The organism is Stenotrophomonas maltophilia, from assembly GCF_039555535.1.
GTDB lineage: Bacteria > Pseudomonadota > Gammaproteobacteria > Xanthomonadales > Xanthomonadaceae > Stenotrophomonas > Stenotrophomonas maltophilia_Q.
Genome location: NZ_CP154630.1, coordinates 1673337 through 1686962, shown reverse-complemented (window position 1 = coordinate 1686962; position 13626 = coordinate 1673337). Strand labels below are relative to the sequence as shown.

Annotated in this window: 12 protein-coding genes; 7 read left to right on the top strand and 5 right to left on the bottom strand. The window is 67.6% G+C overall.

Annotation, left to right across the window (positions count from 1 at the left end; translation table 11 throughout):
* Position 1 precedes the first annotated feature (1 nt).
* The gene (locus AASM09_RS07815) at positions 2-1567 is read right to left on the bottom strand and encodes an oligopeptide:H+ symporter (RefSeq protein ID WP_049429111.1); all 1566 of its coding nucleotides are present in this window, start codon (positions 1565-1567) and stop codon (positions 2-4) included.
* Between the two features lie 162 nt (positions 1568-1729).
* Here AASM09_RS07815 and AASM09_RS07810 point away from each other — a divergent pair, with 162 nt between their 5' ends.
* Positions 1730-2578 (top strand): endonuclease/exonuclease/phosphatase family protein, encoded by an 849-nt coding sequence (locus AASM09_RS07810; RefSeq protein WP_049429110.1) that lies wholly within the window; start codon positions 1730-1732, stop codon positions 2576-2578.
* 189 nt (positions 2579-2767) lie between these two features.
* On the opposite strand, the gene AASM09_RS07805 is transcribed toward AASM09_RS07810, so the two are convergent.
* Positions 2768-3379, bottom strand: coding sequence for a superoxide dismutase (locus AASM09_RS07805; protein WP_005410310.1), 612 nt, complete (start codon positions 3377-3379; stop codon positions 2768-2770).
* A gap of 220 nt (positions 3380-3599) precedes the next feature.
* Between AASM09_RS07805 and AASM09_RS07800 the strand changes: the two genes are divergently transcribed.
* Both AASM09_RS07800 and AASM09_RS07795 read left to right on the top strand, forming a co-directional pair.
* Entirely contained in the window at positions 3600-4052 is a 453-nt protein-coding gene (locus tag AASM09_RS07800; protein WP_049429119.1) for a ribonuclease domain-containing protein, read from the top strand.
* Entirely contained in the window at positions 4052-4465 is a 414-nt protein-coding gene (locus AASM09_RS07795; protein WP_049429109.1) for a barstar family protein, read from the top strand. The genes AASM09_RS07800 and AASM09_RS07795 overlap by 1 nt, the downstream gene beginning before the upstream one ends.
* A gap of 184 nt (positions 4466-4649) precedes the next feature.
* Here the strand turns inward: AASM09_RS07795 and AASM09_RS07790 are convergent, their stop codons facing one another.
* Both AASM09_RS07790 and AASM09_RS07785 read right to left on the bottom strand, forming a co-directional pair.
* Positions 4650-6413, bottom strand: a complete 1764-nt coding sequence (locus AASM09_RS07790) for a hypothetical protein (RefSeq protein ID WP_049429108.1) — start codon at positions 6411-6413, stop codon at positions 4650-4652.
* Positions 6414-6423: 10 nt separating this feature from the next.
* Positions 6424-7023, bottom strand: a complete 600-nt coding sequence (locus AASM09_RS07785) for an NfuA family Fe-S biogenesis protein (protein ID WP_049429107.1) — start codon at positions 7021-7023, stop codon at positions 6424-6426.
* A 90-nt stretch (positions 7024-7113) separates the two neighbouring features.
* Between AASM09_RS07785 and AASM09_RS07780 the strand changes: the two genes are divergently transcribed.
* From AASM09_RS07780 to zupT, 3 genes are all read left to right on the top strand, one after another.
* Positions 7114-7464 (top strand): 4a-hydroxytetrahydrobiopterin dehydratase, encoded by a 351-nt coding sequence (locus AASM09_RS07780; protein WP_049429106.1) that lies wholly within the window; start codon positions 7114-7116, stop codon positions 7462-7464.
* Positions 7461-7877 carry an energy transducer TonB gene (locus AASM09_RS07775; protein ID WP_049429105.1) on the top strand — a complete coding sequence of 139 codons (417 nt, stop codon included), beginning with the start codon at positions 7461-7463 and terminating at the stop codon, positions 7875-7877. Before AASM09_RS07780 ends, AASM09_RS07775 begins: the two co-directional genes overlap by 4 nt.
* Positions 7878-7975: 98 nt before the next feature.
* Positions 7976-8785: a zinc transporter ZupT gene (zupT, locus tag AASM09_RS07770; RefSeq protein WP_014037815.1), complete on the top strand. Its 810-nt coding sequence runs from the start codon at positions 7976-7978 to the stop codon at positions 8783-8785.
* Between the two features lie 182 nt (positions 8786-8967).
* Here the strand turns inward: zupT and AASM09_RS07765 are convergent, their stop codons facing one another.
* On the bottom strand, positions 8968-9942 hold the full coding sequence (locus AASM09_RS07765) for an RluA family pseudouridine synthase (RefSeq protein ID WP_049429104.1): 975 nt from the start codon (positions 9940-9942) through the stop codon (positions 8968-8970).
* Between the two features lie 407 nt (positions 9943-10349).
* On the opposite strand from AASM09_RS07765, the gene AASM09_RS07760 reads away from it, so the two are divergent.
* On the top strand, positions 10350-13592 hold the full coding sequence (locus AASM09_RS07760; RefSeq protein WP_100443796.1) for an Rne/Rng family ribonuclease: 3243 nt from the start codon (positions 10350-10352) through the stop codon (positions 13590-13592).
* The last annotated feature ends 34 nt before the right edge of the window (positions 13593-13626 follow it).

The window sequence follows — 13626 nt, the reverse complement described above, 5'->3', positions numbered from 1 at the left end:
CTCAGGCGCTACGGTAGTTGTCGACCATACGATAGCGTTTCGCGTACCAACCGAAGGCCAACGCCGCGACGAAGGCGAAACCGGCGAAGAAGAACATCAGGAATGCCGCCTCGCTCAGGCCGGTACTGGCGATCTTGTGGGTCACCGTGTCATTGCGCACGGCGGCATTGGACAGCAGCACCCACAGGTTGCCGATGGTGGTGGTCAGGTTCCAGAAGCTCATCACCACGCCCTTCATCGCCTGCGGCGCCTGGCTGTAGGCGAATTCCAGGCCGGTGGCCGAGACCAGCACCTCACCGAAGGTCAGCAGCGCGTACGGCAGCACCTGCCAGAAGATCGACATGGCGTTGCCCCCGTCCATCACCACCTGGATACCGCCGACCACGATCCAGGCCAGGCCACTGAAGGCGATACCGGCGGTCATCCGGCGCAGCGCGGTTGGCTCGAAGCCGAAGCGGCGCAGGGCCGGGTACAGGACGAGGTTGTTGAACGGGATCAGGATCATCACCAGCAGCGGGTTCAGCGCCTGCATCTGCGAGGCGGTGAACCAGCTGGGCATCTGCATCTGCTGGCCCTGCAGGACCCAGGTCGAGGCCTTCTGGTCGAACAGCGAGAAGAACGGCGTGGTCAGGGCGAAGATCACCAGAACGCGCAGCACCGAGCGCACGCCTTCAACCGCTTCGGCCGGATGCAGGCCACGGGCGCGATCCAGCTGCAGCCAGGTGCCACCACCGATACCGGCCAGGATCGATACCAGCGCCAGGCACAGGCAGATCACGATGCCCAGCGAGCCCACCAGGCCGAACGAAGCCACTGCCAGCACCAGGCCGAGCACCGCGATCACCAGGCCCGGACGCCCCTGGCCCGCCACGCGCGCGGTCAGCGCGGTGCGCACCACGTTGGCGAACGAATGCGGATCCTTCGGCGGCAGCGGCACCAGCACGTAGCGCTTGCGGCCGAGCCAGAACACGAAGGTGGCAACGAACATCAGGATGCCCGGGATACCGAACGCCCACTGCGGGCCCCAGTTCTTCAGCACCAGCGGAATCAGCAGCGAGGCGAACAGCGAGCCGAAGTTGATGATCCAGTAGAACGCGTCGAACACGATCTTGGCCAGGTGCTTGTTGCTCTGGTCGAACTGGTCACCCATGAACGAGGCCACCAGCGGCTTGATGCCACCGGCGCCCAGCGCGATCAGGCCCAGGCCGAGGAAGAAGCCCTCGCGGCTGTTCTCGAACAGCGCCAGGCACAGGTGGCCGGCGCAGTAGACCAGGCTGAACCACAGGATGGTGTGGTACTTGCCAAAGAACCTGTCGGCCAGCCAGCCACCGAGCAGCGGGAAGAAATACACGCCGATCATGAAGCTGTGCATGATGTCCTTGGCTTCACCGGCACGCCCTTCCGCAGTGATTTCCTGCAGCAGCAGCGAGGTGATCAGGAACTGCACCAGGATGTTGCGCATCCCGTAGAAACTGAACCGCTCGCAGGCCTCATTGCCGATGATGTACGGGATCTGGCGCGGCATCTTTCCCTGGCCGGCGATGGGGGCAACTGCGTCGTGGCTCATCCTGTAAGGCAATCCTGCAAAGCGAAAGGCGCAAGGTTACCGGAACCGGGGCTTGCGAAGCACGCTGCAGGGCTGCATGACAACGGTGCCAATCCATGGCAGGCAGCTTGGGCCCTGCCGGAAGTCACGGCACCTCCACGACAAAAGCGTAAACTTATCGTTATGCGCCCCCTCGCCCACGCCCGTCTCCTGCTCAGCTGCCTCGCAATGGTGCTGGCGTTGCCGGCCCAGGCTCGGACGCAGGTGCCGGCCAGCGCAAACGGTGACGCCGAGCCGCGCCAGCTGACCGTGGCCGCACTGGAACTGCCCAGTCGCGATGACGCGCAGTGGAAGCTGCGTCGCGAACAGGTGGCAAAGCTGCTCACCGAGCTGCGGCCTGACGTGATCTCGGTGCAGCAGGTGCTGCAGCAGCAGGGCCGCAATCCGGCCTGCTGGCTGGCCAGCCGGCTGCGCTACAGCTGCGACTTCGTTACCGCCGACCCGCCCAGCCAGCCGCTGCGGCATGGCAACGCCATGCTGACCCGGCTGCCGGTCAGCGAGGATGGCGTGACCCTGCTGCACCCACCCGGCACCTTCAGTGCGGCCGGCATGATGCGGCTGAAGCTGGGCGAGGCGCTGGTCAACATCTATGTGGCGCGGCTGCGCCCGGACCCGGACGAGACCACCGCGCGCCAGCACCAGACCAGCGACCTGATGACCTGGATCGGCGCCACCGCCGAGGGCATGCCCAGCCTGATCGCCGGTGATTTCTCCGCGACCACGGTGGAACTGGTACGCAGCACCCCCGGCTTCCAGCCGGCCCGGCGCAATCCTGGCGGTCGCCCCGAGCCCCCGGCGGCCAGCGGCGGCGGCGCCAGTGGTCACGGCCTGGACGTGCTGTTCCAGGTCAAGCACTTCGGCGGCATCCGCCAGCAGCCGATCCTGCTGCCCGCCGACGGCGATCTGCCCGGCCTGCGCCTGGGCGTGATGGCCACCCTGCGCCTGCAGGGTGATACGGCCACGACCGAGTAACCCCGCCTCCGGCCCCGGTGGGTGCCGACGGTGGGTGCCGACCTTGGTCGGCACATCCCTGCCGCGCGCGCAGGTGCCTCCGTGCCGACCAAGGTCGGCACCCACCAGGTCCTACCCGACGTCCAGAATCCGGGAAACAAAAAAGGCCGGGGTTTCCCCCGGCCTCTTCGCTTCATCCCATTACGGCAATCAGGCGATCGCTTCCTGGTAACGGCGCTCGACTTCGTTCCAGTCGATGACGTTGAAGAACGCGCCGATGTATTCCGGACGGCGGTTCTGGTACTTCAGGTAGTACGCGTGTTCCCACACGTCCAGGCCCAGGATCGGCGTGTTGCCCTCCATCAGCGGGCTGTCCTGGTTGCCGGTGCTCTCGACCACGACCTTCTTGTCCGGGGTCACGCTCAGCCATGCCCAGCCACTGCCGAAACGGGTCAGCGCGGCCTTGGTGAAGGCGTCCTTGAACTTGTCGAAACCGCCCAGGTCCTTGTCGATGGCCTTGGCCACGTCACCCACCGGGTTGCCGCCCGCGTTCGGCGCCATCACGGTCCAGAACAGCGAGTGGTTGGCATGGCCGCCACCATTGTTGCGCACCGGGCCCTGCAGGTTCTCCGGCAGCGACTTGAGCTTCTTCACCAGTTCTTCGACCGGCAGGTCAGCGTACTCGGTGCCTTCCAGCGCCGCGTTGACGTTGTTGATGTAGGTCTGGTGATGCTTGGTGTGATGGATTTCCATCGTCGCCGCATCGATATGCGGTTCCAGCGCGTCGTAGGCGTAGGACAGCTTGGGCAGGGTGTAGGCCATGATGCATCTCCTGATTGCGAGGGCACCCGACGGTGTCGGGCGTTGCGCGGTGAATGATGGGGACAGACCGCCAGATTACCAAGGGGGATGTAAAGGAAATTGCGTCCTGCCAGTGAGCACGACGGCAATTGTTACGCACCGGTGACGCACCGCGCTCCTCATGCACCGTGCAGCGCAGGAGCGCTACAGTGCCTGCCACCACCCCTGCCCGCCCCTGCCCATGCGCAACCCCCGGCTGCTGATCACCGCCATCGCCCTGCTGCTGCTCGGCCTGGTCGTCAACCATTTCATGCAGCGCCCTCCGGCGCCACAGTTCGCACCGGAACTGCAGGGCACACCCGCCGCGCGTGCGCCGGCCGCTGCCGGCGCAGGCAATGACAGTGGCCTGCCCGCCTTCCTGCCCGCCGAAGCCCGGCAGACCATCGCCCTGATCCAGCGCGGCGGGCCGTTCCCGCACCGCCAGGACGGCAGTACCTTCGGCAACCGCGAACAACAGCTGCCGCAGCGCCCGCGCGGTTACTACCGCGAATACACCGTGGACACCCCCGGCGCACGCACCCGTGGCACGCGCCGCATCGTCACCGGCGGTGATCCGGCGGAGGCGTGGTACTACACCGACGACCACTACGAATCATTCCGCAGCTTCACCGTACCGGCCCAGGGAGCGCAGTGATGAGCCATGACGATTTCGGCCTCGGCCTGCATGACATCAACAACGCTGGCGTCTACGCCATCGACAGCGACGACATCAGCGCATTGGCCGCCGCGATGCGCGACGCCGGCCTGAAGGTGATCCGCATCGATCTGGAAGGCGTGGCCGACAAGCGCACCCTGCTGGCACGGCTGGCGGCGCAGCTGGATTTCCCGGCGGGCTTCGGCGGCAACTGGGATGCGCTGTCGGACAACCTGCGCGACCTGCAATGGCTGCCGGCCAACGGCTACGCGCTGTTCCTGGCCGACGTGGATGCACTGCGTGCCGCCACCCAGAAGGACTTCGACACCCTGCTGGATGTGATGGATGAGGCCAGCCGTGACTGGGTCGGCCGCGATGTGCCGTTCTGGGTGTTCCTGTCGCAGAGCGCGTAAGCGCAACGCCCTGGTAGAGGCCGACCTTGGTCGGCGCTTCTGCGCCAACCAAGGTTGGCACCCACCAAAGCACGCCAGCACGACCGCCACATCCCGCGGTGGGTCCAGCGAAAAGCCCCCTTGTTGTTCAAGGGGGCGCGCCAACGGCGCGGGGATAGGGAACATGCGTGGACAACGGCAGCCGCTAGCGGCTGCCGTTGTCTTCCTGCAGCTCTTTCTTGAAGGGAATGTCCGGCGGCGGCCGTGCCACGGCCGGCTGGTCCTGCATGTTCGGATTGGTAAGGCCACAGCCTCCACCCGCCTGCAGGATCGAGATTACACAGGAGATCTTCGTACCGGTGCCCGGCAACGGAATCTCCATCGACTTGATGCCCTTGCGCACCCATTCGGCCAGCAGTGATTCCTGCGGCACCCAGTACTTGTCGAACGAGGTCGGCGTGTAATCGTACGGTGGCCGCTTCAACCAGGTGCCGGACTGCGCGATGCGCTCCTTGCTCCAGCCATCATTGGCGCCGCCGGGGGCGCCACGCTCGGCGTGACCGTCACCCTGCTGCCCCGGCACGCGCACGCTGCCATCGGCATTGAACAGGCCATTGCCCTTGCCGGCCACACTGGCCTGGCTTGCACCCCTGCTGGCGCCGTCGTGGTTGCGGCTCGACGCGCCCCAGTCGTCGCCCTTGGCAGGCGTGGCCCAGTTGCCCGGGTTGGGAGCCGGACGCGCGCCGGCCTGGGCCGGTGTCGTGCTGGAGGCGGACGACCGTGGCGTGCTGCTGCTGGCCTGGCTTGCAGTGCCGGCCGCAGGCGCCGCCGTTGCCGCTGGCGCGCTGCCGCTGGACGTTGAGGGCGCCGCCGCGGGTGCCGACGCAACTTCTCGCTCGCGTACCTGCACGTCACGGCCGGCAGGCGCACGCACGGTCGGCTCGCGCCCGGCCACAGCAGCCATCCGCACCTGCGGATCGACCACGGCCTGCACTTCGCGCTCGCGCACCTGCACGTCGCGCTGCGGCACACGGACCTGCACATCGGCCGTGCGCAGCGGTTGCGATACCGCCGGTGCATCGACCGTACTGACTTCGCGCTCCTGTACCTGGATGTCACGCAACGACGGCGCACGCACCGCGACTTCAGGCGTGCGTACCGGAGCCGGGGTGGGTGGCGCCTGCACCGGCTGCACGCTGCGCTCGCGCACCGTCGGCGTGGTGTCGCGCGGCACGATGCTGACCTCCGTGCGCGGCACGCTGACCGGTGGCACCACGAAATCCGTACTGGCCTCGGCTACTTCAGTGGCCTGCACCGGTGACGGTGGCGGTGCCGCGACGGGCGCCGGCTCGGATTCGGCGGGTGGCGGTGGCACGCTAGCCGTCACCGCCGGAGCGAATGCAGACGCCGCTGCCGACGCGGACGCCGGGCGCGGCTCAGGCGCCGTTGCGGCCCCTGCGTCCTGGCCAGCTGCAACCTGCCCCGGCGGTGCAGCCGCCGCCGCTTCGGCACCTGGCTGATCGCCGCCGCCTTCCTGGGTGGCGCGACCGACGAACTCCACCTGCACGCGCTGGCCTTCGGCGCCTTCTTCTTCCGGTGCCGTGGTGCGGATCACTGCTACCCATAGCAGCAGCATGAAGAACAGCAGATGCAGCAGCGCACTGGCCAATGCCGAGATCCAGCGCATCCAGCGCTGGTCGCGCGGCGCGGCATCCCAGTCCTGCCAGAACAGACGACGCACCGCCTGCCACGGCGACAACCGGGGCAGCTGCCCCGGAGGCCCCGGCAGCGGGCGCGGCAACAGCACCGCGATCAACTCGCTGGCGTGCAGCGGCCGCGGCAACGGACCCAGCGAGCGCAGCCACAGCGCCCAGCCATACGGCAGGCGCGTGGTCTTCTCGAGGACGGCCCTGGGCTGCTGGCGGGCCAGCAGCAGGTCGATGAATTGCTCGGCCCGGGTCAGAGGCACGCGTCAGCGATCAGGCGGCGTTGCCGCGAGGGATATACGGCGCGTGGCCACTGTCGTGGTCGGTCGCGTCGCGGACGGCGGTCACGCCCGGCACGCGGCCCATCAGGGTCTTTTCAATGCCCTGCTTGAGGGTCACGTCGGCCATGCCGCAGCCCTGGCAGCCACCACCGAAGCGAAGCAGCACCACGCCTTCGGCCGAGACTTCCTGCACGGCCACCTTGCCGCCATGCGAGGCCAGCTGCGGGTTGATTTCATTCTCCACAACCCAGTGCACGCGCTCGACCAGCGAGGCGGCATCGCCGGGTGCTTCACCCTTGATGCGCGGCGCCTTGATGGTCAGCTGCTGGGTACCGGCGCTGCCGGCGACGATATCGATCTCGGCACCGTCGAGCCAGCCGACACTGCTCGCGTCGACGTAGAGAGTGAAGCCATCGCAGTCCACCGCCCACTCGTCGCCAAGCAGGTCGGCCGGCTCGGCGAACTCCAGCCGGGCGTCAGCGCGCGGAGTACCGGGATCGACCGCGCTGAGGCGCACGCCCATGCCGGGCACGCCCTCGCGTTCGATCAGCTTGCGGAAATGGGTCTGGGCAGTGTCGGAGATCTGGATCATCAGGCTATTCTAGCCAAGTAAGCGTCAGCCGCTCATACGGTTTATACACCGTCCGGCGCATTGTTCAGTCAACACGAGGTGGAGATTCCGATGGCCGACCTGATTCCGCTGGCCCAGGCCCGTTGCGTGCCGCGCAAGGGCAGCGACCACAAGCTGGGCGAGGCCCGCCTGGCCGAACTGCTGCCGCAGATTCCCGGCTGGGAGCTGAGCGAGGGCGGGCAGGCCCTGACGCGCACCTTCCGCTTCAAGGATTACTACGCCACCATGGCCTTCGTGAACGCGCTGGCCTGGATTGCCCACCACGAGGACCACCATCCGGACCTGGGCGTGCATTACGACCGAGCGGTCGTGCGCTTTTCCACCCACGACGTGGGCGGCCTGAGCGAGAACGACTTCATCTGCGCTGCAAAGACTTCGGCCCTGACGGAGCAACTGCCATGAACGTACGTTTGCTGAGCCTGTCCCTGATCGCTGCGACCGGCCTGGCCGGCTGTGGCGCGTCCGAGCCGCCGGCACCACCACCGCCCGCGCCGACCGAAGTCGCAGCGGTGAAGACGCCGCCGCCGCAGTACCCGCTTGAACTGGCCTGCATGGGCGTGGGCGGCACCAGCACCTTCAAGGTGACCATCGGCACCGACGGCAAGCCGAGCGAGGTTGCGCTGCTCACCGGCGCCGGCAACCCGCAGCTGGATGAACTGGCCAAGACCGCCGTTCAGGGCTGGCAGTTCAATGCCGCCACCCGCAACGGCCAGCCGGTGCCGGCCACCATCCAGGTGCCGGTCAGCTTCAACCCGCCGCAGCCGAAGCCGGACCAGTGCTTCGCCATCGAAGAACGCCTGCGTCGCGGCGGCTGATCGCCGGTACCCCGACGAGGCCCGCCGACGCCCGCCTCGCCCTCGCCGCCCCGGCCCTGACCGGGGCGGTTGTCTGTTGACCAGGACCGCGTCGGTAGATGCTGCAGATTCCCCCCGAAAACATCTGGATCGCGCTGGCGGTCACCCTCGCGGCCGGCCTTGCCACCGCGATCGGCAGCCTGTTGGTGCTGTTCTCGCGCCGCCCCAACCCGCGCCTGCTGGCCTTCGGCCTGGCCTTCGCTGGCGGCGCGATGGTCTACGTCTCGCTGTCGGAAATCCTCAACAAGTCCATTGCCTCGTTCGCACTGGCCTATGGCGAGCGCACCGGCTTCACCTACGGCACCCTGGCCTTTCTGCTGGGCGTGATCGTCATCGTGCTGATCGACCACTTCATTCCCAACCCGCATGACAGCCTGGACAAGCAGGATCCCGCATTCCGCGAGAACAGCCGCGAGTACCTGAAGCGCGTCGCGCTGCTGACCTCGATCGCGATCACCGCGCACAATTTCCCGGAAGGGTTGGCGACCTTCTTCGCTACGCTGGAAAGCCCGTCGGTGGGCATGCCGCTGGCCTTCGCCATCGCCATCCACAATATTCCCGAGGGCATCGCAATCGCGGTGCCGGTGTACTTCGCCACCCAGAACAAGTTCTATGCGTTCAGTGCCAGCCTGCTGTCCGGCCTGGCCGAGCCGGTGGGCGCGGCGCTGGGCTACTGGCTGCTGTCAGGATCGCTGTCGCACGCCACGTTTGGCTGGGTGTTCGGACTGATCGCCGGCGTGATGGTGTTCCTGGCGCTGGACGAACTGCTGCCTGCGGCCAAGCGCTACGCCAAGGGCCACGAAACCGTGTACGGGCTGGTGGCCGGCATGGGCACGCTGGCGATCAGCCTGGTGCTGTTCAAGTGGTGAGGGGTTCCCGGCCAACGGGCTGAGCCCCCTCGCGGCTGGCGGAGCGAGATTCCGGGGTTGGGCCGAGCGAGGTGGGTTTGCGGCGTCCCCCGCCAACCCATCCGGACCGACCAAAACCGGAATCCCACGTTGAACGCCAGCCGCGAGGGGCTGCGCCGGTTGCCCGGTCAGCCCCGAAGGGGTTACTTCAGCCGGTCCAGCGCCTCGACCAGCTCATCCGCCAGCGGCGCGTTCAGCACATACGGGCTCTTGCCGTCGTCCAGTGCGAACTCCAGCGACGCCGCGTGCAGGAACAGTCGTTTCAGCCCGATCTGATCACGAAGCCGCTTGTTGACCGCAGGATCGCCGTATTTGTCGTCACCGGCCACGGGATGCCCCAGGTGCTGGGCATGCACGCGGATCTGGTGGGTCCGGCCGGTCTCGATGCGCACTTCGCAGTAGGAATGGCCGCCGCGGCGCTCCAGCACCCGGAAGTGGCTGATCGATTCCTTGCCGATCGCGTTGACCTGCACATGGCGCTCGCCACCCTGGCGCAGGCCGACATGCAGCGGCGCATCGACCGTCATCACGCCGTCGGGCATGCGCCCGGCCAGCAGGGTCAGGTAGCGCTTGCGGATGCCGGCACCGTGGTCTTCACGCAGCAGGGCCTGCAGTTCGCTCAGCGCCGAGCGCTTCTTGGCCACGATCAGCAGGCCCGAGGTGTCGCGGTCCAGCCGGTGGACCAGTTCCAGGGTCTGCCCCGGGCGCAGCGCGCGCAGGGTCTCGATGGCGCCGAAGCTGATGCCGCTGCCACCGTGGCTGGCCACCCCGGTGGGCTTGTTCAGGGCCAGCAGGCGAGCGTCCTCGAAGACGATGGCCTGCTCCAGGCGGCGCATGAACGCCTCCGGAGGACCGGCCTTGTCTCCCTCTTCACTGAGACGGACCGGCGGCACACGCACCTCGTCACCCGCCTCCAGCTTGCGTTCGGCCTTGGCACGGCCGCCATTCACCCGTACCTGGCCGCTGCGCACCAGCTTGTAGACCAGGCTGCGCGGGGCGCCCTTCAGCTGGCCAAGCAGGAAGTTGTCCAGGCGCTGGCCGGCGCGGTCGGCGGGAACGGTGATCATGCGCACGGAAGGCTTGTCGCCAGCGGGTTTGGTCGGGTCTTGGGCGGTCATCAGGCTGTTTATTCTGTTACACTCGGGGGGCGAGATAAGGGATTGATTTCGTTGGAAGTTACTCAGGGCCAGAAGCCCAGCTTCCGACGAATCCGGCACAGTGCGCGACCACCGCCCGCGGGGCGGCCATGTTAGCGGCTCACCGGCCTTCCCGGCCATCGCCGGATGCCTGACACGCAACCGTGCTGAACATGTCCCGCGTGGCGCTCCAGCCTGGCTGACAGCTGCCTGCGGCCTGTAACACCCCAAAACCCATAAGAGTGAAGCGCTCCCGCGGCCTGCCGTGGTGTCGTAGCGCTGGAAACCCAAGCCGCCCTCCCCGCGCTTGCGCGAATGGGCGGCGAACCGTGTCCAGAGGCGAAACCCCATGGCGTTCCGCGCGGTAGCCGCTTGCGAGGAACGCAACAATGAAGCGAATGCTGATCAACGCCACGCAGGCTGAAGAGCTGCGTGTTGCCATCGTGGATGGCCAGTCGTTGTATGACATCGACATCGAACAGCCGTCGAAGGAACAGAAGAAGTCCAACATCTACAAGGGCCGGATCTTCCGTATCGAGCCCTCGCTGGAAGCGGCCTTCGTCGAATACGGTGGTGGCCGCCATGGCTTCCTGCCGCTGAAGGAAATCTCCCGCGACTACTTCCAGGCCGGCGTCGACCACAACAAGGCCGGCATCCGCGAGCTGCTGAAGGAAGGCCAGGAGATCGTCGTCCAAGTCGACAAGGAAGAGCGTGGCAACAAGGGCGCTGCCCTGACCACGTTCATCTCGCTGGCCGGCCGCTACATGGTGCTGATGCCGAACTCGCCCAGCGCTGGCGGCGTGTCCCGTCGCATCGAAGGCGAAGACCGTGCCGCCCTGAAGGACGCCCTGGACAAGCTCAATATCCCTGATGACATGGGCGTGATCATCCGTACCGCCGGCGTCGGCCGCGATGCGGAAGAGCTGCAGTGGGATCTGGACTACCTGCTCAACGTCTGGCGCGCCATCGCCGAGGCCGCGCTGAGCAAGCCGGCCCCGTTCCTGATCTACCAGGAATCGCGCCTGATCGTGCGCGCCCTGCGTGACTACCTGCGTGCCGACATCGGCGAGATCCTGGTGGACACCGAGGAGATGTACGAGCACGCCCGCGAGTTCATGCAGCAGGTGATGCCGCAGACCCTGCGCAAGCTCAAGCACTACAAGGACGACATCCCGCTGTTCAACCGCTTCCAGATCGAATCGCAGATCGAAGGCGCCTACGAGCGCAACGTGCGCCTGCCGTCGGGCGGCTCGATCGTGGTCGACCAGACCGAAGCGCTGACCGCCGTCGACGTGAACTCCTCGCGCGCCACCAAGGGCAGCGACATCGAGGACACCGCCTTCCAGACCAACCTGGAAGCGGCCGAGGAAGTGGCCCGCCAGCTGCGCCTGCGTGACCTGGGCGGCCTGGTGGTGATCGACTTCATCGACATGGCCTCCAACAAGCACCAGCGTGAGGTCGAGAACCGCCTGGCCAACGCGCTGAAGTACGACCGCGCGCGGGTCCAGGTCGGCCGCATCTCGCGCTTCGGCCTGCTGGAAATGAGCCGCCAGCGCCTGCGCCCGAGCCTGGGCGAGTCCAGCCAGATCGTCTGCCCGCGTTGTGACGGCCACGGCCGCATGCGCAGCGTCGAGTCGCTGTCGCTGTCGATCATCCGCGTTGCCGAAGAGCATGCAATGAAGGAGAACACCGGGCAGGTGCTGGTGCAGGCCCCGGTGGAGATCGCCAATTACCTGCTGAACGAGAAGCGCAGCGCCCTGCGCGAGATCGAACAGCGCCACGAAGCGCCGATCGTGATCGTCGCCGACGAGCAGCTGCACACCCCGCACTACACCGTCACCCGCCTGCGCGAGAACGAGCTGGGTGAAGAAAGCAGCAAGCCCAGCTACCAGCGCGGCACCCCGCGCAAGCTGCCGGTGCACGCCCTGACCAAGGGCCAGCTGAATATCCCGCCGCCGGCCGTGACCCAGGTCAAGCACACCTCCCCGGCCCCGGTGCGCGAGGAAGCAGAACCGGCCAAGGCGGCGCCTGCCCCGGTCGCCGCAGCGCCGGTGGCAGCGGCACCGAGCGGTGGCGTGATCGGTTGGCTCAAGCGCGTGTTCGGTGGCGAACCGGCCCCGGCACCGGCAGCCGCGGCTCCCGCCGCCCGCCAGCAGCAGGACGGCGGCCGCAAGGACCGCAACAAGGATCGCAACAAGGACCGCAAGGACCGTCGCGACGAAAACCGTGGCAACGGTGGAAACGGCAACGCGCAGCAGCAGAAGGATGGCGGCAACCGCAAGGACCGTGCTGAGCAGCGCAACAAGGACGGCCGCAACGGCAACAACGGCAATGCCCAGCAGCAGCCGCAGCAGGGCAAGCAGAAGGATGGCCAGCAGCAGCCGCAGCAGCAGAACAAGTCGCGCAACGAGCAGCAGGGCCAGAACCAGCAGCAGCCGAAGCTGAAGCAGCCCAAGCAGCCGCGTCCGCAGCAGCAGGACGGTGACAAGCCGGCCGAGAAGCCGCAGCGCAACGCCGCCGATGCACCGGCCGAAGCCGTGACCGCGGCAGCAGCCGTGGCCGCCACCGCCGTCGCCGCCAATGTGGTGACCGCGCAGGAAGCCACTGCCCCGGTTGCGCCGGTTGTGCCGCTGGCCGCCGCTCCGGTGGACGCCGCAGCACCGGTCGAGACCGCTGCCAACGCTGCCAGCGAGGCCGAGGTGATTGCGGTTGCCGGTGAAGAGGCTGCAACCGACCCCAATGGCGAGCAGGCAGGCGAAGGCGCGACCCGCCGTCGCCGTGGCCGTCGTGGTGGCCGTCGTCGTCGTCGCGGTGGCGCCGAGAACGCCGCCGGCAACGATTCCCTGAGTGATGACCAGGACGATGGTGATGACGGTGATGACGCCGATGGCGCTGAGCCGAACATCGACAACCCTGCCGGCACTGCGCCGGCCGCCGCCGCACAGCCGACCCGTTCGCAGCCGGAGTTCGATTTCGATGACGAAGCCGAACCGGTCGCTGTCGAAGCCGAGAAGCCGGCCCGCGCTGCCGCCGCTGTTGTCGCCGCGCCGGTCGCGGTGGTGAGCAGCGCCGTGGTCGAGGCTGCCGCACCGATCACCGCCGAAGTGCCGGCGCCGATCGAAACCGCAGCCAAGGCAGAGCCGGTGTCCTCGCCGGTGCAGACCAGCATGCTCGATGCCATCGACGCAGCAACCCCGGCGCAGCCGGTGGCCGCTGCTGCTCCGGCGGTCGAAGCAAAGCCGGTCGCGGTTGAAGCAGCCCCGGCTGCGGAAGTCGCTCCGGTGATCGAGGCCAAGCCGGCGGCAGTCGAGGTTGTACCGGTGGCTGAAGCCAAGCCGGCCGTTACCGAAACCGCTCCGGTGGTAGAAGCCAAGCCGGAGATCGTTGAGGCTGCTCCGGTGGTTGAAGCCAAGCCGGTCGCCGAGCCCGTCGTGGTCGCCGAACAGCCGGTCGCGCCGGTGGCGGTGGAAGCCGCGCCGGTCGAAGCCGCCGCCCCGGTCGCCGAAGCGGTGGTGACGCCGTCGATCGACCCGGTCGCCGACGGCCACACCGACGCTGCCGCCCAGGCGGCCGAAGCCAAGGCCGACGAAGAAGATGAAGAGGCCGCCAAGCGCACGCCGCCGGCGAACTGATCAATCTTTGATCGCCTGAAACGAAACGGCGGGG